The 22,977-nt window shown below is 36.1% G+C and carries 20 protein-coding genes; 10 read left to right on the forward strand and 10 right to left on the reverse strand.

Annotation, left to right across the window (positions count from 1 at the left end):
- Window position 1 precedes the first annotated feature (1 nt).
- Both parC and parE read right to left on the reverse strand, forming a co-directional pair.
- Window positions 2-2,230, reverse strand: a complete 2,229-nt coding sequence (gene parC, locus B6C84_RS09925; RefSeq protein ID WP_086320147.1) for a DNA topoisomerase IV subunit A — start codon at window positions 2,228-2,230, stop codon at window positions 2-4.
- A gap of 27 nt (window positions 2,231-2,257) precedes the next feature.
- On the reverse strand, window positions 2,258-4,147 hold the full coding sequence (gene parE, locus B6C84_RS09930) for a DNA topoisomerase IV subunit B (protein ID WP_086354339.1): 1,890 nt from the start codon (window positions 4,145-4,147) through the stop codon (window positions 2,258-2,260).
- 222 nt (window positions 4,148-4,369) lie between these two features.
- Between parE and B6C84_RS09935 the strand changes: the two genes are divergently transcribed.
- From B6C84_RS09935 to ubiA, 5 genes are all read left to right on the forward strand, one after another.
- Window positions 4,370-6,820 (forward strand): DMSO/selenate family reductase complex A subunit, encoded by a 2,451-nt coding sequence (locus tag B6C84_RS09935; protein WP_086354340.1) that lies wholly within the window; start codon window positions 4,370-4,372, stop codon window positions 6,818-6,820.
- Between the two features lie 19 nt (window positions 6,821-6,839).
- Window positions 6,840-7,454, forward strand: coding sequence for a DMSO/selenate family reductase complex B subunit (locus tag B6C84_RS09940; protein WP_086320149.1), 615 nt, complete (start codon window positions 6,840-6,842; stop codon window positions 7,452-7,454).
- Between the two features lies 1 nt (window position 7,455).
- Window positions 7,456-8,295: a dimethyl sulfoxide reductase anchor subunit family protein gene (locus B6C84_RS09945; protein ID WP_165755160.1), complete on the forward strand. Its 840-nt coding sequence runs from the start codon at window positions 7,456-7,458 to the stop codon at window positions 8,293-8,295.
- Between the two features lie 61 nt (window positions 8,296-8,356).
- Window positions 8,357-8,914, forward strand: a complete 558-nt coding sequence (locus B6C84_RS09950) for a TorD/DmsD family molecular chaperone (protein ID WP_217332145.1) — start codon at window positions 8,357-8,359, stop codon at window positions 8,912-8,914.
- Window positions 8,915-9,039: 125 nt separating this feature from the next.
- Complete coding sequence (ubiA, locus tag B6C84_RS09955) at window positions 9,040-9,870, forward strand: 4-hydroxybenzoate octaprenyltransferase (protein WP_086354342.1); 831 nt, start codon at window positions 9,040-9,042, stop codon at window positions 9,868-9,870.
- Between the two features lie 326 nt (window positions 9,871-10,196).
- Here the strand turns inward: ubiA and folP are convergent, their stop codons facing one another.
- The 3 genes from folP to rlmE form a co-directional block, all read right to left on the reverse strand.
- Window positions 10,197-11,036, reverse strand: coding sequence for a dihydropteroate synthase (gene folP, locus B6C84_RS09960; protein ID WP_086354343.1), 840 nt, complete (start codon window positions 11,034-11,036; stop codon window positions 10,197-10,199).
- 152 nt (window positions 11,037-11,188) lie between these two features.
- A complete protein-coding gene (ftsH, locus tag B6C84_RS09965; RefSeq protein ID WP_081298825.1) occupies window positions 11,189-13,069 on the reverse strand; it encodes an ATP-dependent zinc metalloprotease FtsH in 1,881 nt (626 codons plus the stop codon).
- A 75-nt stretch (window positions 13,070-13,144) separates the two neighbouring features.
- A complete protein-coding gene (gene rlmE / locus B6C84_RS09970; RefSeq protein ID WP_065578175.1) occupies window positions 13,145-13,771 on the reverse strand; it encodes a 23S rRNA (uridine(2552)-2'-O)-methyltransferase RlmE in 627 nt (208 codons plus the stop codon).
- Window positions 13,772-13,869: 98 nt separating this feature from the next.
- Here rlmE and yhbY point away from each other — a divergent pair, with 98 nt between their 5' ends.
- Entirely contained in the window at window positions 13,870-14,163 is a 294-nt protein-coding gene (gene yhbY / locus B6C84_RS09975; protein WP_086354344.1) for a ribosome assembly RNA-binding protein YhbY, read from the forward strand.
- A gap of 40 nt (window positions 14,164-14,203) precedes the next feature.
- Here yhbY and greA read toward each other — a convergent pair whose 3' ends face one another.
- Window positions 14,204-14,680, reverse strand: coding sequence for a transcription elongation factor GreA (greA, locus tag B6C84_RS09980; protein WP_065578173.1), 477 nt, complete (start codon window positions 14,678-14,680; stop codon window positions 14,204-14,206).
- A gap of 236 nt (window positions 14,681-14,916) precedes the next feature.
- On the opposite strand from greA, the gene B6C84_RS09985 reads away from it, so the two are divergent.
- The 3 genes from B6C84_RS09985 to hslO are packed head-to-tail and all read left to right on the forward strand — an operon-like array spanning window position 14,917 to window position 17,845.
- Window positions 14,917-16,521: a hypothetical protein gene (locus tag B6C84_RS09985; protein WP_086361344.1), complete on the forward strand. Its 1,605-nt coding sequence runs from the start codon at window positions 14,917-14,919 to the stop codon at window positions 16,519-16,521.
- Between the two features lie 60 nt (window positions 16,522-16,581).
- Complete coding sequence (gene hslR, locus B6C84_RS09990; protein WP_065578171.1) at window positions 16,582-16,980, forward strand: ribosome-associated heat shock protein Hsp15; 399 nt, start codon at window positions 16,582-16,584, stop codon at window positions 16,978-16,980.
- Window position 16,981: 1 nt separating this feature from the next.
- Window positions 16,982-17,845, forward strand: coding sequence for an Hsp33 family molecular chaperone HslO (gene hslO, locus B6C84_RS09995; RefSeq protein WP_198198689.1), 864 nt, complete (start codon window positions 16,982-16,984; stop codon window positions 17,843-17,845).
- A 211-nt stretch (window positions 17,846-18,056) separates the two neighbouring features.
- On the opposite strand, the gene tsaA is transcribed toward hslO, so the two are convergent.
- The 4 genes from tsaA to metN all read right to left on the reverse strand — a co-directional run bounded on the left by tsaA (window position 18,057) and on the right by metN (window position 21,551).
- Window positions 18,057-18,767, reverse strand: coding sequence for a tRNA (N6-threonylcarbamoyladenosine(37)-N6)-methyltransferase TrmO (gene tsaA, locus B6C84_RS10000; RefSeq protein WP_370531057.1), 711 nt, complete (start codon window positions 18,765-18,767; stop codon window positions 18,057-18,059).
- A gap of 84 nt (window positions 18,768-18,851) precedes the next feature.
- Entirely contained in the window at window positions 18,852-19,751 is a 900-nt protein-coding gene (locus tag B6C84_RS10005; RefSeq protein ID WP_065614158.1) for a MetQ/NlpA family lipoprotein, read from the reverse strand.
- 14 nt (window positions 19,752-19,765) lie between these two features.
- The gene (locus B6C84_RS10010; protein ID WP_086354348.1) at window positions 19,766-20,407 is read right to left on the reverse strand and encodes a methionine ABC transporter permease; all 642 of its coding nucleotides are present in this window, start codon (window positions 20,405-20,407) and stop codon (window positions 19,766-19,768) included.
- Window positions 20,408-20,519: 112 nt separating this feature from the next.
- Window positions 20,520-21,551, reverse strand: coding sequence for a methionine ABC transporter ATP-binding protein MetN (metN, locus tag B6C84_RS10015; protein ID WP_065614159.1), 1,032 nt, complete (start codon window positions 21,549-21,551; stop codon window positions 20,520-20,522).
- A gap of 119 nt (window positions 21,552-21,670) precedes the next feature.
- Between metN and gmhB the strand changes: the two genes are divergently transcribed.
- Entirely contained in the window at window positions 21,671-22,207 is a 537-nt protein-coding gene (gene gmhB, locus B6C84_RS10020; protein WP_065578167.1) for a D-glycero-beta-D-manno-heptose 1,7-bisphosphate 7-phosphatase, read from the forward strand.
- Window positions 22,208-22,977: the final 770 nt, after the last annotated feature.

Consider the following 22,977-nt stretch of genomic DNA (forward strand, 5'->3'; position numbering starts at 1 on the left):
ACTATTCGTTTACCTCAATTCGATCTATTTTTTGTAATCCACGTGGTAATGATGTACCTTTACGAGCACGCTCCGCTCTAAATTTTTGTAAATCAGCTGGATAAAGTGTAAGTTTGCGTTTACCAACATATAGAGTTATAGATGTTTCTGGTGTTATCAACATCATATAAGCTAGGCTATCATCGCTACCTGAGAGTGAAATAATTTTATTACCTTTACCTTTAGATAATTCTGGTAAATCTTTTACTGGGAATATCAGCATTCTGCCAGCTTTAGTAATTGATAACAGCAAGCTTTCCTCTGATAAAATCTCTATTGGTGCTAATGCATCTGCATCTTTAGATAAATTAATCACTGCTTTACCATTACGGTTGCGGGCAATTAAATCATTAAATTGACAAATAAAACCGTATCCAGCACTCGATGCAAGTAACAATTTTTGTTGTTCATTGCCTGACATCAATACATGTTCAACGGTTGCTCCAGCTGGTAATGCCAGTTTACCGGTAAGCGGTTCACCTTGTCCGCGGGCGGATGGCAACGTATTTGGCTCAATAGCGTAACTGCGACCTGTTGAGTCGATAAATACCACTGGTTGATTACTTTTACCTTTTGCTGCGGCTTTAAAACTATCACCTGCTTTATAACTTAATCCGACAGGATCGATATCATGGCCTTTAGCTGCTCTGACCCACCCCATTTCCGATAATACAATTGTAACTGGTTCAGAAGGGATTAACTCTTGTTCAGTAATTGCTTTGGCTTCACTGCGCTCGACAATTGGTGAACGACGTTCATCACCATATTTTTCAGCATCAGCTTGTAGCTCTTTTTTGATTAAATTACTTAACTTTCTTGGTGAAGCTAATAATGCTTGCAGTTGATCTCGCTCTTTAGCCAGTTCGGCTTGTTCACCTTTGATACGAATTTCTTCTAGTTTAGCTAAATGGCGGAGTTTTAATTCTAAGATAGCTTCAGCTTGTGTTTCGCTTAAGGCAAATCTCTGAATTAATTCTGCTTTTGGGTCATCTTCATGACGAATGATTTCAATTACTTCATCAATATTTAGAAAGGCAATTAATAAACCATCTAAAATATGTAGTCTTTTTAGTATTTTATCTAAGCGATAATTTAAGCGACGGGTTACGGTAATGCGTCGATATTCTAACCATTCAGTTAGGATTTCAACCAATCCTTTAACAGATGGACGATTATCTAGTCCAATCATGTTCATATTAACACGATAACTTTTTTCTAGATCAGTAGTGGCAAATAGATGGTTCATTACTTGCTCTAGATCTACACGATTAGAACGTGGCACAATAACCAGACGAGTCGGATTTTCGTGATCAGATTCGTCACGTAAGTCTTCAATTAACGGTAGTTTTTTAGCGCGCATTTGGCTAGCAATTTGCTCTAAAATTTTAGCTCCAGAAACTTGATGTGGCAGATCAGTAATAACAATGTCGCCATCTTCTTTTTTCCAAACTGCTCGCATACGTATTGAGCCGCGGCCAGTTTTATAAATTTTGGCGATATCTTCCGGAGAGGTGATTATCTCAGCTTCTGTTGGGAAGTCAGGGCCTTTTATGTGCTCCATCACTTCGCTAAGTGTTGCTTTTGGATTATCAGCTAACATAATAGCTGCATTCGCCACTTCACGAATGTTATGTGGTGGAATATCGGTTGCCATACCTACCGCAATACCGGTAGTACCGTTTAATAAGATATTCGGTAATCGAGCTGGCAACATTTTTGGCTCTTGTAATGTACCATCAAAATTGGGCGTATAGTCGACAGTACCTTGTCCTAACTCACCTAACAATAATTCGGCATATTTTGAGAGACGTGATTCGGTATAACGCATTGCAGCAAATGATTTTGGATCATCGGGTGCCCCCCAGTTTCCTTGGCCATCAACTAATGGATATCGATAAGAAAACGGTTGCGCCATTAATACCATTGCTTCATAACAGGCACTATCACCATGAGGATGGTATTTACCTAAAACGTCACCAACAGTACGGGCTGATTTTTTAAATTTTGCTTGAGCATTTAGCCCTAATTCTGACATTGCATAAACAATGCGACGTTGTACTGGTTTTAAGCCATCGCCAATAAACGGCAATGCGCGATCCATAATGACATACATTGAGTAGTTTAAATAGGCGCTTTCGGTAAATGTTCGTAGCGACTGAACTTCTACTCCGTCATGAGTTATTTCACTCATTATTGTTCCTCTAAATTATTCTGTATATTAGACATCAAGTTCAACTTGGTCACCTTTTTCTTGTAACCATTCTCGGCGATCTTCGGCACGTTTTTTCGCCAGTAACATATCCATTAATGCTATTGTTTCTTCGGCATTATCTAGTGATAACTGAACTAATCTACGGGTGTTAGGATCCATTGTGGTTTCGCGAAGTTGTAATGGATTCATTTCACCCAATCCTTTGAAACGTTGAACATTTGGCTTACCTTTTTTACGTTTAAGCTGATCTAAAATCCCTTCTTTTTCTTCTTCATCAAGGGCGTAATGAACTTCTTTGCCTAAATCGATACGATACAGTGGTGGCATGGCGACAAAAATATGTCCATGCTCAACCATGGCTCGAAAGTGACGTACAAATAGTGCGCATAGTAACGTGGCAATATGCAATCCATCTGAGTCAGCATCGGCTAAAATACAGATTTTACCGTAGCGTAATTGACTTAAATCATCACTATCAGGATCAATACCAATAGCTACTGAAATATCATGAATTTCTTGCGATCCTAATACTTCATCAGATGAGACCTCCCAAGTATTTAATATTTTACCTTTCAACGGCATAATTGCTTGATATTCACGATCTCGGGCTTGTTTAGCCGAACCGCCAGCAGAATCACCTTCGACTAAAAATAGTTCGGTACGACTTAAATCTTGTGATGCACAGTCAGCCAGTTTACCCGGTAAAGCTGGACCACTGGTTAATTTTTTACGGATGACTTTTTTGGATGCTCTTAAGCGTTTTTGAGCACTGGAAATTACCATCTCAGCAAGTAATTCGGCAATTTGTACATTTTGATTCAACCACAGGCTAAATGCATCTTTAACAATAGCTGAAACAAAAGCTGCACTTTGTCTTGATGATAAACGTTCTTTGGTCTGACCGGCAAATTGTGGTTCTTGCATTTTTACTGATAACACATAGGCACAGCGTTCCCAAATATCATCGGCGGTTAATTTTAAACCACGTGGTAATAAATTACGAAACTCACAAAATTCACGCATGGCATCAAGCAATCCTTGACGTAAACCATTGACATGGGTACCACCTTGTACAGTAGGAATTAAGTTAACGTAACTTTCAGTTAACAGTTCGCCACCTTCTGGTAACCAAAGTAATGCCCATTCAACCGCTTCTGTTTCACCTGTATGGTTACCAGTAAATGGTTGTTCCGGTAATAGTGTGTAACCACTAACTGACTCTATCAGATAATCTTTTAAACCGTCTTGATAACACCAGCGTTGCTCAGTACTGTTAATTTTGTCTTTAAAAATGATTTCCAGTCCCGGGCAAAGTACAGCTTTCGCTTTAAGCAAATGAGTTAAGCGAGGTACTGAGAAGCGAGGAGAATCAAAATATTTTTCATCAGGCCAAAAACGTACTTTTGTACCAGTATTTCGTCGGCCACAGGTGCCAATTACATGTAAATCTTCTACTTTATCACCATTTTCAAAGGCGATTTGGTAAACTTGTCCATCACGGTTTACGGTAACTTCTACTCGTTTGGATAAGGCATTGACAACAGAGATACCTACCCCATGTAAACCACCAGAAAATTGATAATTTTTGTTGGAAAACTTACCACCAGCATGTAAGCGACAAAGTAATAGTTCAATAGCCGGTACGCCTTCTTCAGGATGGATATCAACAGGCATACCTCGACCATCATCAATAACCTCAAGTGAATTGTCTTCATAAAGGGTAACTTTCACTTGGCGAGCATGACCAGCAATAGCCTCATCGACACTATTATCAATCACCTCTTGCCCTAAATGATTGGGACGAGCTGTGTCAGTATACATTCCAGGACGATGACGAACAGGATCGAGCCCTTTTAAGACCTCAATATCAACTGCATTATAAGTGGATTGTGACATAACTTTTCTGTTTATTCGATTAAATGGGCTTATTATACCAATCTTTCCTTAAGATGCATGAAATTAAATTTATAATAAAAAACAAAGCCATTTTTTTATTGATAATAATTCTTATTTCATTAATTTATTTTAAGTTAATTTCGATTTTAGTCTTTTTTCTGTTTTATAATCTTAACTATAGTATTATGATAATGACATGCCAAATATAAATAAGCGAATAGGATGAGCAAGTCAGATAATCAGATAACTCGGCGCGATTTTTTACAAAAATCATTGGCAATCGGTAGTGTGGCCGCATTAACCAATGATTTACAATTGCCTTTTGCTTATGCCGCGCCAGAGGCAGATCTTGCCAAGACCTCGGTACCTAATCCAACGAATCAAGAAAAGATTTTTTATAGTGCATGTTTAGTTAACTGTGGTAGTCGTTGCCCGTTAAAAGTACATGTTAAAAACGATATTATTACTAAAATATCTGCTGAAGATGGGATTAATGATGCGGTCTTTGGTCAACATCAAATCCGTCCTTGTCTGCGAGGACGAGCTGTGCGTTGGCGTACCTATGATCCGGAACGGCTAAAATATCCAATGCTACGAATCGGTAAACGAGGTGAAGGCAAATTCAAACGCATCTCGTGGGACGAAGCTATCGATCTATTAGCAGAAAAACTCAAATATACTATTAATCGCTATGGCAATGAAGCTATTTATTACCAATATGGTACGGGTACGACAGGGGCAAATATCTCAGGTCGTAATGCCTGTAAGCGATTTTTAAGTTGTATCGGTGGTCACCTGAATTATCATGGTGATTATTCAAGTGGACAGATCACCGCTATTCAACCTTTTATATATGGTAATGCTAAAGAGTCGTTGCTAGACCAAATCAAACATTCTGATCTAGTTGTGATGTTTGGACATAATGTTGCTGAAACTAGAATGTCGGGTGGTGGACAGGTTGCTGAGTTATATACTGCATTAGCACAAAGTAAAGCAAGGGTAATTATTATTGATCCTCGCCGTAGTGAAAGTGTCGTTGGTTTTAATGCTGAGTGGCTGCCGATTATTCCTGGTACTGACGCTGCGTTAGTCGCTGCAATCATTTATGCGTTGCTTGAAGAAGATCGTGTTGATGAGGCGATGCTTAACCAATATTGTGTGGGTTGGAATGCTGATACATTACCTGATAGTGCTCCGCCTTTTAGCGATTACAAATCTTATATTTTGGGACTAGGGCACGACAGAACCGCAAAAACGCCTGAATGGGCAGCTAAAAAAACCGGCATTCCAGCCAAACAAATTCGGCAGTTGGCATTAGATATTGTTAATGCTAAAGCAGCATGGATTTCACAAGGTTGGGGGCCACAGCGCTGGCAAAATGGTGAGCATACTACAAGGGCGATTATGATCCTACCGGTTATCACCGGTCAGTTTGGTAAGCGTGGGACTAACATTGGTACTTGGGGTGGTAGCGTAACTTATCCTGTGCCTGGCTTGAATATGGTTAACCCTGTTAAAACCAGTATTCCTTTCTTTTTATGGACGAAGGCAATTGATGAACCGTTAAGCATGACTGCGAAAAATTCTTATATAAAAGGTAAAGATAAATTAGATGTGGGTATTAAATTTATCTGGAGCTATGCTAGCAATGTTATTGGTAATCAACACTCCGATCTCAATCGGACTCACCAAATTTTACAAGACGAATCGAAATGTGAATTTATTTTAGTTTGGGATACCCATATGACTGCTTCAGCAAAATATGCTGATCTACTGTTACCGGATGTTTCATCTGTAGAGAGTAATGATTTAATCAATAATTCATATGCATCAGGTGCTTATCATTATTTTATTCGTTTGCAACGAGCAATAAAACCACTTTGGGAAAATCGTCCTGCTTATGAGGTTTTGACTGAATTGTCAGCGAAAATGGCAGTTAAAGATAAATTTACTGAAGGTCGCAGCCAAGATGATTGGATTGCTTATAGTTATGAAAAAATGCGTAAGCTCAATCCTAATTTACCGACTTTTGCCGAAACAGATGGAATGGGGATTGTTGATCGTAAATTAGCTGATAGCGATGCACAGATCGGATTAAAAGCTTTTCGCGATGATCCAATAAAAAATCCATTAAATACGCCGTCAGGTAAAATCGAAATTTATTCAGAAGTATTAGCCAAAATTGCCAATGAATGGGAGTTTGATGACGATGATAAACTTTATCCTATACCGGCATATTTACCGGCAATAGAGGGCAGTGAAGACCTGCAAACACAAGCGAAATATCCTCTACAACTAATCGGTTTTCATATCAAAGGGCATTGTCATTCAAGTTATAGTAATCTTCCGCAACTGCGAGAAGCGGTAGCTAGTAGTCTCTGGATTAATCCAATGGATGCAGAAAAAAGACAGATAAAGCATGGTCAATTGGTTGAAGTTTATAATGACCGCGGTCGACTTTACATTCCAGCTAAAGTGACACCACGGATACTGCCAGGAATTATCGCTCTTCCGCAAGGATTATGGGCCAAGACTAATGCTGCTGGCATTGATATTGGTGGTTGCATTAATCGTTTAACCTCCTTACGACCATCTGTGCTTGCTAAATCTAATCCTCAGCATACCAATTTGGTTGAAATTAAACCAATAGCAGCTATGCCGTCGGCATCTTAATCGGAAGGAGATGGTTCAAATGCAATATGGTTTTTATATTAATTCTACCAAATGTACTGGTTGCAAAACTTGCCAAGTAAGTTGTAAAGATGAAAAAGATAATGCGCTTGGTGTCCATTTCCGCCGTGTTTATGAATATGGCGGTGGTACATGGAAGCAAGTAAATGGATGTTGGCAAAATGATACATTTACCTATTATTTGTCGATCTCTTGTAATCATTGTCAAGAACCAACCTGTGTACAAGGTTGCCCAACTGGTGCTATGCATAAACGCCAAGAAGATGGGTTAGTGGTAGTAAATCAAGATGTGTGTATTGGTTGTCGTTATTGTGAAATGCGTTGCCCCTACGGAGCACCACAATATGATCATCAAAAAAAGGTCATGTCTAAATGTGATGGTTGTTATGAACGTGTAGCGCAAGGTTTAAAACCTGTATGTGTTGAGTCTTGTCCTCAACGCGCTTTAGATTTTGATGACATTAATACCTTGCGTCAACGTTATGGTGATGAGTGCGATATTGCTCCATTACCTAGTTCAGATTTAACCAAACCAAGTATTGTGATAAAGCCACATGCGCAAGCTAAAGCATCGGGTGACTCGCTTGGTAAAGTGCTTAATCCAGAGGAGGTCTAGTATGCATGAACTTCCACTGGTATTTTTTACTATATTTGGGCAATTATCCGCAGGAATGATCCTACTTAGTGGTTTGTTTTATATTGTTTATCGTTCAAAAAACAAATTGGCTATCACTCAAAAAATTAATGCAGTAGCGTTAATTTTCATGGCGATTGGTATGGCGATGGCTTCATTTCATTTAGGTCAACCATTACGAGCATTCAATGTGATTTTTGGTATCGGCCGTTCACCAATGAGTAATGAAATTTTTACCTTTGGCTTATTATTTGCTATGACATTTGCTTTTGTATTGCTTAATTATTTTGTCTTGTATCCAAATAGTACCAAATTACAAATCATCAAACCTCTGTGCCAAAAAATTAACCATATACCGCATTTAAACTATTTATTGGCGATGATATTGGTTATTTTAAGCCTATTTTTTGTTTGGACCATCGTATTAACCTATATGTTAGCAACAATAAAAACGTGGGATAGTTGTTATACCGCGATACAAATGTATACTGCGATGTTGGTATTGGGAGGAATTGCTGTTACTTGGTTAGGACTATATCGAGTAGGTTATTGCGCTTTTTTTATTGGTAGTTTACTGATTCTGCTATTAAAAATGCCTTACTTAAAGCTAATGAGTGAAATTGCTCCAGACTTAACCTCTAATCAATATTGCTGGATAATAGCCCAGTGCGCATTATTAATTATTTCTATCACATTGGTTTTATTTGCTATTTTAAGAAAGCAGCATCAGACAATGATTTATCTATTGGCTTTTATTGGCGTATTTATCGCAGAAATTTGCGGACGTATAACTTTTTATAATTTGTGGATGATAACCGTTTAATTGTGCGGTAATTGATGGTAATGGCATAATTAATTGGCTAATCAATATAGGATTGAATAATTTGGATAACCTGACTTCTATCACGTTGGCGAAATTATTAGGCGCTTTTTTTTATTATCCGCCTACCAGTAAACAAGTCACTGGTTTAATTGATGGATTATTACAGTTAGACCAGTTAGCAAATTGGCCAAACCAACAATTAGTAACTGAACAATGCCAAATCTTGATCACTCAGATACAGCATCCAGAAATAGAATATCAATTTTCACTATTATTTGAAGGGCAAGGCATTATGTCGGCGCCACCTTGGGGTTCAGTCTATTTAGATCAAGAAAAACTACTAATGGGTGAATCACAAGAACGCTATCGGGAATTTTTACAGCAGCAAGGGTTGACTCTTGATACGGGTATGAATGAGCCAGAAGATCAGTTTGGATTGATGTTAATGGCATATGCAATACTACTAGAAAAGCAGCAACTTGCTGCTGCACAGCAGTTAATGACCGAATACTTTTTAAGTTGGGCACCAATGTATTTGGATTGCTTAAAACAAAATCAAGTCAGTCTATTTTATCGAGCATTAGCGATTATTGCTGAACAATATTTGCAAATGGTATAACTCTGATTGTATAGCAAATAAAGCGCTCATTTATTTAAGCCAAAATATGCATTGATAGCTGTTGTTTGCAGCTTTTTAACGAACAGGTATAATCCGCCTATTATGATTCAGGACAATGACAACTTATGTTAGCTTATTTACAACTGATGCGATTAGACAAGCCAATTGGTTGCTTACTACTACTTTGGCCAACATTGTGGGCGATTTGGCTTGCTACATCTACGCCATCTATTCATGTTGTTGTTGTGTTTGTTGTTGGTGTGATCGTTATGCGCTCAGCTGGCTGTGTGGTTAATGATTACGCTGATCGGCATTTTGATGGTAAAGTCGAACGTACTAAGAATCGTCCTCTCGCGCGTGGCGCATTGAGCGAAAAAAATGCCTTATACACTTTATTCGTATTACTGCTGATTGCGCTTGGTTTATTGCTTACTTTGGATAAATTAACTTGGTTAATGGCTGGTTTTGCATTAATCACGGCAATGATTTATCCATTTATGAAACGTTACACACATTTACCCCAAGTGACTTTAGGCATTGCCTTTAGCTGGGGAATTCCGATGGCCTATGCGGCAACAATAGCTCAATTTCCGATAACTTGTTGGTTACTGTGTCTAGCTAATGTATGTTGGACAATAGCTTATGATACCGAATATGCTATGGTCGATCGCGATGATGATCTTAAAATAGGTATCAAATCCACAGCTATCCTATTTGGTGACTATGACAAGTTTATTATTGGATTACTGCAAATCATAACCTTAGTTTGCCTGACATTGATCGGCATAAACAATCATTTTCAGCAATTTTATTATATTGGTTTAATCATCGCCTTATTGCTATTTATCTATCAACAATGGTTAATCAAAGACCGTGATAGAAGAAATTGTTTTAAAGCGTTTATGAATAATAATTATATAGGATTGTTTATATTTATAGCGATCTTGATTAGTTAAAAACAGATTTATCATCATTATTTAACTTTCATCGCAGATATTAATCGCTTTAAACGATATATCTTAAATTGTAAATGAGTTGCTTATTAAAAAAGGAAAATGGTGGTATAGACTCCTCAATATTTTTTACAAGATTATTCTCAATTTTTTAAATTATTGAATTTAATTCACCTGCGTCATTCGGAAGATAAACACTATTGTAATATAGGTAAGGTAGGCATTTACCTACCTTTGAGGTTATTCGATTGCTATTAATAAAACAGAAATATTATTTGCAAGTTAATGGTATAGACTCCTTAATATTTTTTACATCTATACCAGCTAATTTATAGATTTTGTTCTGCTAATGTGGCTTGCACTATTCGCATGGCATCGAAGGTTTCTTTGACATCATGAACACGGATAATTTGCGCTCCTTTCATTGCTGCAATAACTGCACAAGAAACACTGCCTAACACTCGTTCTTTAGGGGGAACATTTAGTACTTGCCCGACCATTGATTTTCTTGACATGCCAACCAAAATAGGCAAATTGAAGTGATGGAATTTTTCCAGTGTCGCCAATAGACGATAGTTATGGGCTAACGTTTTGCCAAAGCCGAAGCCTGGATCAAGGATGATTTTTTCCCGAGCAATACCAGCAGTTACACATCGTTGGATATGCTCAGCAAAAAATGAATCGACTTCTTGATAGATATCTTGTTGGTAGTGAGGTGCATTTTGCATAGTTTTGGGATCACCTTGCATATGCATAATACATACTGGTAATTCAGTTTGTTGAGCTGCTTGTAATGCCCCTGGTAAAGTTAATGCCCGAATATCATTAATTAAATGTGCACCAGCTTTGGCGGCTTCTGTGATGACTTCTGGTTTTGATGTATCAACTGAAATCCAAACGTCAAAATAGCGAGCAATTTTTTCCACTAGCGGTATAACTCGATCAAGTTCTTCACTGGTTGAAACATCAGTAGCACCAGATCGAGTTGATTCTCCGCCAACATCAATAAAGGTTGCCCCAGCTTGAATCATATTATCAACTCGCCGCATAGCATCATCAAGATTGTTGTAATTACCGCCGTCAGAAAAAGAATCTGGCGTCATATTAACAATTCCCATTACTTGAGGAAAAGAGAGATCCATTACGTGATTTTGAAAACGAATTTCCATGATTTTAGGCCTTATTTTATTAATATTTTTAATGCTAATTGCACTGTTGTAATGCTGAAGTATGATTGTTAGTACTGGTTTATTATTTTACAAAATTAATTGCTGTTGGATGATAAAAAACGCGCCGAAGCGCGTTTTAGATTTAGTCGTAATTAATTTTCTGATTGAGGTGGTATATCTGTTCCCTCATTTGGTATCTCTTTTGCTGCTTGTTCATCACTTTCAGTCCAATCTTCTGGAGCAGTAATTGGTCTACGAGCAATCAAATCAGCAACTTGTTTTGCGCCAATGGTTTCGTATTTCATTAATGCATCTTTCATCGCATGAAGTACGTCCATATTTTCAGTTAAAATTTTACGTGCTCGTTCAAAGTTACGATCGATAATTTTTTTAACTTCTTCATCAATAATTCGCGCAGTTTCATCAGAGATATCTTTTGGTCGGCCATAAGATGAATTATCATCCATTTCATAAAATAACGGACCTAAACGATCAGAAAAGCCCCATTGGGTAACCATTGCTCTGGCATATTGAGTGGCAACTTTAATATCGTTTGATGCACCAGTTGAAACTTTATCAACACCATAAATCAGTTCTTCGGCAAGACGTCCACCATATAGTGTGGCGATATCACCTTCTAATTTTTCTCGGCTTTCACTAACTCGATCACCTTCAGGTAAGAAGAATGTTACTCCTAATGCTCGGCCACGCGGGATGATAGTTACTTTATGGATTGGATCATGATCAGGCATTAAATAACCGATAATGGCGTGTCCAGCCTCATGATAAGCGGTTGAGATAAGTTGCTCTTGTGTCATGGTTAACGAACGTCGTTCTGTACCCATGTTGATCTTATCTTTAGCTTCTTCAAACTCGTCCATCGTGACTAAGCGTTTGTTACGTCGAGCTGCAAATAGTGCGGCCTCATTGACTAGGTTTGCCAATTCTGCACCAGAATAACCTGGGGTACCACGAGCAAGCACCGATAAATTAACATCAGAACCAAGTGGTACTTTTTGCACATGAACAGCTAGAATTTGTTCACGACCTTTCATATCCGGTAAGCCAATTTGTACTTGGCGGTCAAAACGACCAGGACGAAGTAAGGCTGGATCTAGAATATCAACACGGTTGGTTGCAGCAATAATGATAATGCCACTATTAGCTTCGAAACCATCCATTTCAACTAACATTTGGTTAAGAGTTTGTTCGCGTTCGTCATGACCACCCATTGAGCCGGCACCACGTTTACGACCAACAGCATCGATTTCATCAATAAAGATAATACATGGTGAATGTTTACGGGCTTGTTCAAATAGATCACGGACACGTGAAGCACCGACACCAACAAACATTTCAACAAAGTCTGAACCAGAAATACTAAAGAAAGGTACATTTGCTTCACCAGCGATGGCTTTAGCTAGTAATGTTTTACCAGTACCTGGCGGTCCAACCATTAAAATACCTTTTGGAATACGACCACCAAGTTTTTGATATTTTCCAGGATCTCTTAAAAAATCGACAACTTCGGTAACTTCTTGTTTCGCTTCTTCACTGCCTGCAACATCGCTAAATTTAGTCTTAACTTGGTCAGGTGTTAACATTTTAGCTTTACTTTTACCTACCGACATTGGTCCACCTTTACCACCGCCTTGCATCTGGCGCATGATAAAGAACCAGAAACCAAGTAGTAAAATAATCGGGAACCACGAGATTAAAATGTTAACTAATAAGCTTGGTTTTTCGTCTGGGCTGCCATAGACCGCAACATCATTTAGCACCAAATTATCAACTAACTTTTCATCTAAATAAGGGATATAAGTAACATAATTATTACTCCCTTTGGTGGTAGCAACAATTTCGCGGCCATTAATATGCACTTCTTTCAGTTTGCCACCCGTTACATCCGCATTAAATTTGGTGTAATCGACTTGAGGACCGCTATTGGATATTGAGCTGAATTGACTAAAAACAGCAATCAATACGACGGCGATAACACCCCAGATCAGTAAATTCTTTACCATGTCGTTCAAAAGAAAAACCTCTCATAAAATTAATAGTTACGACTAAAATTAACCAAGTATGGTACTACAAAATTGTACGGCTGGCTACTTCATCCCCATTGCTACAATATATACTTCTCGAGACCGTGCCCGCGAGGCTTCTGGCTTGCGAATTTTGACTGTTTTAAACAGTGATCTTACTGTTTTTAGATACTCTTCAAAGCCCTCACCTTGGAATACTTTAACGATAAAACTACCATTTGGAGCAAGAACGTCTTTACACATATCTAATGCTAATTCAACTAAATACATAGCCCTAGGTATATCAACAGCGGGTTGTCCACTCATATTTGGTGCCATGTCGGACATAACAACTTGTACTTTTTCTTCACCAACTCGCTCAAGTAGGGCATTTAATACTGCTTCATCACGAAAATCACCTTGCAAAAAGTCAACGCCAACGATGGGATCCATTGGCAATAAATCACAGGCAATAATTCGCCCTTTATTTCCAATGAGGGATGCAACATATTGTGACCATCCTCCCGGTGCAGCGCCTAAATCCACCACAGTAATTCCTGGTTTAAATAATTTGTCACTCTTTTGTATTTCTTCTAATTTGAACCATGCTCTGGATCTCAGGCCTTTTTTTTGTGCTTGTTGCACAAAACGATCGTTAAAATGTTCATTAAGCCAACGAGTAGAGCTTGCTGAGCGTTTTTTGTTACTCACAGAGAATAAATCCTTAATGTAATGAGGTCACTTCAATTGATTACAAATATATATAAGGGTAGAATAGCAAAATTACAACTTAATGTGATAAAAAATTAATGAATTTATCGAATAAACAAAAACAGTATTTAAAAAGTGAAGCTCATCATTTAAAACCGATAGTGATGATTGGGGCTAATGGATTTACCGAAGGCGTGCTAGCTGAAATTGAAAATGCCTTAAATTTCCATGAGTTAATAAAAATTAAAGTATCCGCTGAAGATCGTGAAACTAAAAAGCTAATTTGTGAAGCTATCATCCGCGAAACAAAAGCTTTAGCTGTACAACAGGTGGGTTCTATTTTTACGATATACAGACCGAGTGAAGATAAAAAAATTACACTACCAAAATAAAAAATAGGGCTAATAGCCCTATTTTTTTGCAACAGTTTAATTAAATATATTCAACTTTAACAATATCAAATTCAACATCGCCACCAGGTGTTTTAATTTGTACTGTATCACCATCTTCCTTGCCAATAAGTCCACGAGCAATTGGAGAGTTAACTGAAATCAAATTCTGTTTGTAATCCGCTTCATCGTCGCCAACGATTCGGTAGGTTGTTTCTTCATCGGTATCAATATTTACTACTGTGACGGTAGCACCAAATATAATACGACCGGTATTTTTTACTTTCGTGATATCGATAATTTGTGCTTGCGACAATTTACCTTCAATTTCTTGAATACGACCTTCACAAAATCCTTGTTGCTCTCTCGCAGCATGATATTCAGCGTTTTCTTTCAAATCACCGTGTGCTCTAGCTTCAGCAATAGCGGCAGTAATTTGAGGTCTTTTTACATTTTTAAGTTCTTCAAGTTCTGCACGTAATAATTCGGCTCCCTTTACTGTCATTGGGATCTGTTTCATTTCGGTTTTTTCCTATATATAATAAATAAAAAGAATAACAAATGTTCATCTTAATCAAAAGAGAGGTAAATTATTAATTTGGTTTGTTATTCTAATGTTACAATTGGCTTTAGTTATATATTAACTTCAAAACTGGTTTAACAACAAATCATTTATAGCAAAATCAAGTGCTATTTTAGTCAAAATCGGGTATCGTAATACAATTCAACCCTTCATTATAACTATTTAGCTTATTTATGAGACGATTACGATTTAGTTTAATCATCCTCTTTTCGATTTTCTGGTTGTTAATTGTAGTTGGCTATTTTTTGTTACAGACCAATTTTGGTGCCAAAATAGTAAGCCAACAATTATCAAAGCTGGGTGCCTATTCTATTACAATTGGTAAAATAAATCATTCCTTTGCTAATTTTTATGAGTTAAGCGTTGATAATTTATTGGTAAAAAAAGATCAGCAAGAAGTAGCTAATATTGGCAAATTAATCATTGGTTTTGATAAGCAAAATTTGTGGCAGCTTCATCATTTTAACTATATCAATCTCATTGATGCCACGCTAGATGGTTCTCAAATCAGCGAATCGAATTTTACAGCAAATATGTTACGGTTGTATAACACAACCTTAAAATTTTCATTGAATAATGCTCAAGCCCCCTTGTTGTTACAACAAATTAATGGTGGTATAAAACCGTTTGATTTGCCGAGTAAACAACCATATCAATTTGATTTTACTGCCCAGCAAGTATTGTTTAAGCAAAAGGCTGTAGATAATGTGTTATTACAAGGATATTACCGTGATGGTATAACTTCAATTACTAATTTAGGTGGTAATATTGATAATGGTTTTTTTGTTAGCAAATTAAAAATGTTAGCAGATGGTAGTTTGGATATAGCACAATTAAAATTAAATAATATACATTTTAATGCCAATAATGAGACTGATTTAAATAGCTATTTGTCTGAGCTGCCAAAATTCAAATTACAAGAATTTTCAATCTTTGATAGTAATATTCAATTACCTAATTTAGTAATAGAAAAGGGTAATATGGAGATAACTAACATTGGTTATGATAATCAGTGGCAGTTACAGCAAAGTAATTTCATTATTAGTGCTGATAATGTTGTGTGGTTTGATGAAATATTTTCATCATTATTACTGCAACTATTTTGCAAAGATGATGAAGTAGACATTTTAAAAGCGGTCGCAGGGTGGAGTGATGGTAATGTCCATTTAACTGGCAACTGGAAAAACAATGCATTACATTTACAAACATTATTACTAGCTAGTATTAATTATCAGTTACCTGATGACTTAAAACAACAGTTATTACCTAATATATTCAGTCAAGTCGATATTGATCAGCTAACTGTTTTGCCAAGTACGTTAATCAGCACTAAGTCTGACTATCCATTTAATCTCACAGATTTTAATGTTTCAGGAACCAATATTAGGTTAGTGGAAGATAAAAAGTTTGGCATATATTCAGGCTCGTTATTTTTTAAAGCTAATGATGCAACAATTAATAAAATTGCGGTTAAATATCCTAATTTATCGGTGAATTTTGATAGTCAGCATCGAGCATTATTAAATTTTAGCGCATTAATTAATAGTGGTCAGCTTGATGCAACCGCAACGATAAATCCTTTGCAAACCGAGTTTGAATCATTACATATTATTGCTAAAGGGATTACTAGTGAACTGTTAAATCGATGGAAGTTAGTTGAAACTTCGCCTGAATCATCAAATTATCGTGTTGATTTACATGGTGAAATTTCACCATTTAGCCTATCTGGGACATTTTTTACCAATGATAATGAGTATTCAATTCATTCACAACATTGATTTTAATAAAATTATCCTTATATCTGTTTTGAGATTTATTTAGTTTTAAATGAGGAAACGATGTATCTAGTAAGATTAGATAAATGGTTATGGGCGGCTCGGTTTTATAAAACACGTTCCATCGCTCGTGATATGATTGATGGTGGCAAAGTCCACTATAATGGTCAACGAGCAAAACCAAGCAAAATTGTTGAAGTTGGTGCTATATTAACCCTTAGACAGGGCAATGAACAAAAAACAATTCGTGTTTTAGCTATTAGTGATCAACGTAGGCCGGCTAGAGAAGCAGAATATCTTTACCAAGAGACCTTAGAAAGCATCACCAAACGAGAAAACATTGCTGAGGCTAGAAAACTTAATGCATTAACTATGCCGCATCCTGATCGAAGACCAGATAAAAAAGAGCGGCGAACATTAATTAAATTTAAATATGATAGACAACAAGGCGACAAGAATTAATATGGATACTTTAAATCGGTTTTTATTTGATAATCATTCGGTTCGTGGTGAGATTACTCGACTTGAAAATACCTACCAAGCAATTTTAGAAAACCATACTTATCCTATAGCTGTACAAAATTTATTAGGTGAATTGTTAGTAGCAACCAGTTTATTAACCGCGACTTTAAAATTTGATGGTGATATAGCGGTACAATTACAAGGGGATGGCCCGCTGACATTAGCGGTAGTAAATGGTAACAATGAGCAGCAACTACGTGGCGTTGCACGAGTTAATGGTGAAATTGCAGATAATGCTACACTTAAAGATATGGTGGGTAACGGCTATATTGTCATTACCATAACACCTAAAAAAGGAGAGCGTTATCAAGGTATTGTTGGTCTTGAAAAAGACACTTTAATTGGTTGTATAGAAAATTACTTTATGCAATCTGAACAACTTCCTACCCGTTTATTTGTCAAAACAGGGGTTCATAATAACAAACCTATGGCAGCAGGTATTTTATTACAAGTATTACCGGCAAATGAAGATATTGAACAATCATTTGAACATCTCTGTGCATTGACGGAGACTATCACTAGCGATGAGTTATTCCAATTGCCAACTGATGAGATATTATATCGTCTTTATAATCAAGAAGAAGTTCGTTTATTTGAGACGCATGATATTGTGTTTAAGTGTGGTTGTTCACGACAACGTTGCGAAGATAGCTTAATGACATTACCAGCTAACGAAGTTGATGATATTCTCAATGAAGATGGAGGTAAGATTGATATTCATTGTGATTATTGCGGTAAACATTATTTATTCGATGCTATTGATATAGCAGAGTTAAGAAACAAGAAAAGTAATAATTATCATTGAGTTATAAAAGGGCCACTAAAGTTATAAAATTTTAGTGGCAAAGTGAAATATAGGGAATTAAACCCGTAGTTAATTTATCAAAATAATTTCAACTCACCAAATTAATATTATCGGTTTCGCATAACTTTTTTGTAAATTATCTTTACAAATAGATCGATTAATATTCTGCATACGACATCAATAAGTTATTTTTATAAGAGTATCTGTATGATTAACTAATTATGTGAATATTTTCCACAATGGCCTCATGTCCTAATACTTTCCAAGTTATATTGAAATGATATAGGGTAATCGCGTAGTTTTGTTCATGAAGACTTTTTTGTTTATAAGCTGGCCTCGGATCTTGAGAAATGACTTGTTCAATTAGTTCACTTAGTTGTGGATAATTCTGTGTTTGGCTTTGTAAAAATATGTCAGCTTTAGATGAAAATGTTACCTTAAGTTTTTGTGTTGGAAGTTGTTGAGCATAACCAGCTATTGCCTCTGGATGGCTATCACAATAAGGTAAATAGGGTTTTATATCAATTATCGGCGTACCATTTACCAGATCCAATCCACCTAGTTTTAATATCACCTGCTTGTTTTCAACAATAATATCTAGTAATTCAACGACTGAGAGCCCAATATTATTGGGTCTAAATGGTGATCTTGTTGCAAATACACCTAAACTTTTATTGCCACCTAAACGAGGTGGGCGGACGGTTAGTTTTTGTTTGCTAGTATCAATATGATGAAAGTGAAATAATAACCATATATGTGAAAACTGTTCTAATCCCTTAATACTCATGGGATCATTGAATTTATCTAGCAAATGTAGTTCACCTTCAGCTGCTGTAACAAGATTCGGTTGACGTGGTACAGCAAATTTTTCAGTATAGGGTGAGTAAATGATGCCAATTGGCTCAAATTGCGATGTCATTATTAAATTATTGTGTAATTGTTTTAAATCAGCTCCCATCGACAATAGTCGATGAGAGTAAGTTGTTCATAGTTTGCTAATTTAGGATTACCAACCACGAATTGCGCCACCTTTGAAAATTTCATCGGCTTTTTTAGCTACAGCATCAGATTGATAAGCTTTAACAAAGTTTTTAACTCTTTCATCGTCCTTATTCTCTTCACGAGAAACAATAACATTGACATATGGTGATTCTTTATCTTCAACAAAAATACCATTTCTGCTTGGGATTAAATTTGCAGGTGCAGCAAAAGTGTTATTGATTATTGCTAAATCAACTTGTGAGTCGTCTAAAGAACGTGGCAGCATTGGTGCTTCAAGTTCAACAATTTTATAGTTATATGGATTGCTGGTGATATCTAATACAGTTGGTAATAGACCTTTGGCTTTATCAACCGTTAACATTCCTTCATGTTGTAATAAGAGTAAAGCACGACCTAAATTAGTAGGGTCATTAGGTATAGCAATAGTTGAATTAGCAGGAATAAAGAATATTTCACCACGAGGTGAAGTCACTTTGACTCCTTCACCAACTTGCTCATCAGCTGCGATTGGTTTTAGTTTTTTGGAATAAGAAGCAATTGGGAAAACGAAAGTATTACCAACTACTGCTAATTTATAACCTTGTCCTTTCATTTGCTCGTCTAAATATGGTTTATGTTGAAATACATTAACATCAATTAAACCATCGTTTAAGGCTCGGTTTGGCGTAACATAATCATTAAAAATAACTAGCTCAACATCAAGATTAAATCGTTCTTTTGCTTGTTGTTGCGCTATTTCGGCTTCTTCTTGGTCTGCTCCGGCAATCACACCTACTTTTAAAGGACTAACTTTTGCTGGTTCTGCTGGTTTGTTATCAGTAGCAGTGGTTTGTTTGTTATCACAACCGGTTAAGAAAAATGCACTTACTAGTGTGGTTATTAGTGCTAATTTTTTTATAGACATAACTCTCTCCATGATTAATGATGGGTAACACGTTTAACAATAGTATTACCTAAAAATTGAATAAAAAATGTAAAAATTACTAATATATATACTACTGAATCTGTTATTGCTGGTTTATGACTGATGTATCCATACTGTATTGCAAGTTGCCCCAAGCCACCAGCACCGACAGCTCCAGCCATAGCAATATATCCAGTTAATGTGATGAGTGTAATTGTCATACTATTCACAATGACAGGTAATGATTCTGGTAATAAAACTTTATAGATAATTTGTAATGGTGTTGCCCCCATAGAGCGTGCCGCTTCTATTAAACCTTTCGGCACTTCTAATAACGCATTTTCAATCATCCGAGCAACTAATGGTGCTACACCAATACTTAATGGTACAACAGCAGCTTGTTTGCCAATAAATGTCCCCATTAACAAAGCAGTAAAAGGAAGAATCCATACAATTAATATAATAAATGGTATTGAACGAAAGAAATTCGCAGCAAATGAAATAAGGTTATTTAAAATAGTACAATCTAATATCTGCCCTTTACGTGTGGTAAAAAGCAATACACCTATAGGTAAACCAATAAGTAGACCAAAGAATACAGACAAGGAAACCATATAAATAGTGTCATCGGTAGATTGTGCTATTTTTATTATCATTGCTTCGCTAAAACCATCAAAAGAAGATACAAAAGCAATAAAATCTGACCAAAATTCAAAATGAGATAAATATAAAACTAATGATTCAAATGGTTTAAATGATGGGATAAAATCAAACATAACCTAGTACCTCAACTTTAGTGTTATTCTTTTCTAAAAACGCAATTGCCGATGCTGTACTTTTTTGTTTGCCTTTCATTTCAGTCAACATTAAACCAAATTTAACACCGCCAGCATAGTCCATTTGAGCGCTAATAATATTACTATCAACTTCAAATTCTTTAGCTATTTGAGACAGTAATGGTAAATCAACCGACACTCCTGTGAACTCCATACGAACTAGCGGATTAAGTCCTTCTTTGTGTTCCGGTGTAAGTCTAGCTAAATAATCATCTGGAATTGTAAGATGCAAAGTTGATTGAATAAATTGTCTTGCAATATCCGTTTTTGCATGTGAAAACATCTCGCCAACTGAAGATTGTTCAACTAACTCACCATTACTAATTACTGCTACTTGGTCACAAATCTGTTTAACTACATCCATCTCGTGAGTGATTAATAAAATGGTTAAGCCCAGTTTTTGGTTGATATCTTTTAATAATTCTAATATTGAACGGGTTGTTTCTGGGTCAAGAGCGCTCGTTGCCTCATCACATAATAATACTTTCGGATCACTGGCCAATGCTCTAGCAATAGCGACGCGTTGTTTTTGACCACCAGATAAATTAGCCGGATAAACATTCGCTTTTTCACTTAAACCAACAAGAGCAATAAGTTCATTTACTTTTTGTTTAATGACCGCTTTAGGGGTTCTGTTGAGTTCAAGAGGAAAGGCGATATTATCAAATACCGTTCTTGAGGAAAGTAAATTGAAATGTTGAAAAATCATGCTAATTTTTCGACGAACTTCAATTAACTTTCGATTAGATAAATGGGTGATATCTTGGTTATCAAAAAATATTTTTCCACTTGTTGGTTTTTCTAACAAGTTAACGCAACGTATTAATGTACTTTTACCTGCGCCGGATTTGCCAATCACACCATAAATTTTACCTTCTGGAACATGTAACGAAATGTCCTTTAAAGCATGAATAATGGTTTTATTTTGCTCAAATGTCTTTGAGATATGTTCTAATTTTATCATGATATATAACAACAAAAATATGAATAGATAAATATTAAGACGTCTAGACATCTAAGTCAATCAATAATATCCTATATAAAGCTAGAAAAGAAATCCATATAAAAGGAAGACGATTAAACATGAAACCAGCTATATTTTTAGATCGAGATGGGACAATTAATATAGATTATAATTATGTGCACACTATTGATAAATTTCACTTTATTGATGGTGTGATTGATGCAATGCAAGAATTGAAAAAGATGGGTTTTCTATTAGTTATTACCACTAATCAATCAGGTATTGCTAGAAATAAATTTACTCAAGAGCAGTTTGATACCTTAACTGAATGGATGGATTGGTCACTACAAGATCGTGGTGTTGATTTAGATGGTGTCTATTATTGTCCTCATGATCCACTAGTGGATGAATGTGAATGTCGCAAACCAAGTCCTGGTATGATTCAATCTGCAGCTAAAGAACTCAATATCGATATTGCAAATTCTTATATGGTTGGTGATAGGGTTTCTGACTTGTTATCAGGAAAACGGGCTGGGGTTAAAAAAACAGTATTAGTTAAAACTGGTGATGAAATAACTGAAGAGGCGTTAGCACAAGCAGATTGGTTAATTGATAGTTTAGCTGATTTACCAAAAAAGATTAAAGCAGGATTATAATAAAACTATAGCGTTTAATTTAAATGCTGTATATTTTTAATGATGGATGATGTGATTGTTAATCAATAAAATAGTACATTAATTTATAATACAACTATATTTGCTATTCTATTTATGATGAGAGAATATCGAAAAGAATAAAAAGTACGACTATATAGCTGAATGTATAAAAGCAAATAGCTATGGCTCTCGGATAGTTATTTTAAAGATAGTTATTTTAAATTTTGTAGTTTGATTTTTCTTTTATTAAAGAATCTAATCGTAGAATAATGATTGAAAAGGTAAAATTGCTACAAAAGGTATCGTTTTAGTTTGTTTTTAGCTCATCTTGCGTAAAAAAAAGACAAACAAAAATAAATTTGCAATAATCACTTGCCAAAAAAAAAGAAGTGCCTATAATGCGCATCCACTGACACGGCGTCAGCGACAAGCAGACAAGGGTCGTGTTAGTGAGCAAGGTCAAAAATTTTAAAAAAAGATCTTGACGAATAAAAAGGTGTAGCGTAGTATACGCAGCCCTTGAGACAGCAAACTGAAACAAGAAATTGTGAAGTAAATTAAAATGCTGTCAGCTCTTTAAAAAGAAGAAACAGACAATCTGTGTGGGCACTTACGAGACAAAAAATTAAAAGTCTACGGACTCAAAAAATTAAGTCTTGATAAGTGACACTGAAGATTCATTTGAATTATGTCAGAGACAGTTATTGAGCATCAAACTTTAAATTGAAGAGTTTGATCATGGCTCAGATTGAACGCTGGCGGCAGGCTTA

The sequence above is a fragment of the Gilliamella apis genome, from assembly GCF_002142155.1.
GTDB lineage: Bacteria > Pseudomonadota > Gammaproteobacteria > Enterobacterales > Orbaceae > Gilliamella > Gilliamella apis.

Bases quoted from the DNA above. Each gene is read 5' to 3' on its own strand.
- B6C84_RS09940 (WP_086320149.1), top strand. From the start codon at position 6,840: ATGCAATATGGTTTTTATATTAATTCTACCAAATGTACTGGTTGCAAA.
- B6C84_RS09945 (WP_165755160.1), top strand. From the start codon at position 7,456: ATGCATGAACTTCCACTGGTATTTTTTACTATATTTGGGCAATTATCC.
- folP (WP_086354343.1), bottom strand. From the start codon at position 11,036: ATGGAAATTCGTTTTCAAAATCACGTAATGGATCTCTCTTTTCCTCAA.
- yhbY (WP_086354344.1), top strand. From the start codon at position 13,870: ATGAATTTATCGAATAAACAAAAACAGTATTTAAAAAGTGAAGCTCAT.
- hslR (WP_065578171.1), top strand. From the start codon at position 16,582: ATGTATCTAGTAAGATTAGATAAATGGTTATGGGCGGCTCGGTTTTAT.
- greA (WP_065578173.1), bottom strand. From the start codon at position 14,680: ATGAAACAGATCCCAATGACAGTAAAGGGAGCCGAATTATTACGTGCA.
- B6C84_RS10010 (WP_086354348.1), bottom strand. From the start codon at position 20,407: ATGATAATAAAAATAGCACAATCTACCGATGACACTATTTATATGGTT.
- hslO (WP_198198689.1), top strand. From the start codon at position 16,982: ATGGATACTTTAAATCGGTTTTTATTTGATAATCATTCGGTTCGTGGT.
- parC (WP_086320147.1), bottom strand. From the start codon at position 2,230: ATGAGTGAAATAACTCATGACGGAGTAGAAGTTCAGTCGCTACGAACA.
- B6C84_RS09935 (WP_086354340.1), top strand. From the start codon at position 4,370: ATGAGCAAGTCAGATAATCAGATAACTCGGCGCGATTTTTTACAAAAA.
- B6C84_RS10005 (WP_065614158.1), bottom strand. From the start codon at position 19,751: ATGTCTATAAAAAAATTAGCACTAATAACCACACTAGTAAGTGCATTT.
- metN (WP_065614159.1), bottom strand. From the start codon at position 21,551: ATGATAAAATTAGAACATATCTCAAAGACATTTGAGCAAAATAAAACC.
- parE (WP_086354339.1), bottom strand. From the start codon at position 4,147: ATGTCACAATCCACTTATAATGCAGTTGATATTGAGGTCTTAAAAGGG.
- ubiA (WP_086354342.1), top strand. From the start codon at position 9,040: ATGTTAGCTTATTTACAACTGATGCGATTAGACAAGCCAATTGGTTGC.
- B6C84_RS09985 (WP_086361344.1), top strand. From the start codon at position 14,917: ATGAGACGATTACGATTTAGTTTAATCATCCTCTTTTCGATTTTCTGG.
- gmhB (WP_065578167.1), top strand. From the start codon at position 21,671: ATGAAACCAGCTATATTTTTAGATCGAGATGGGACAATTAATATAGAT.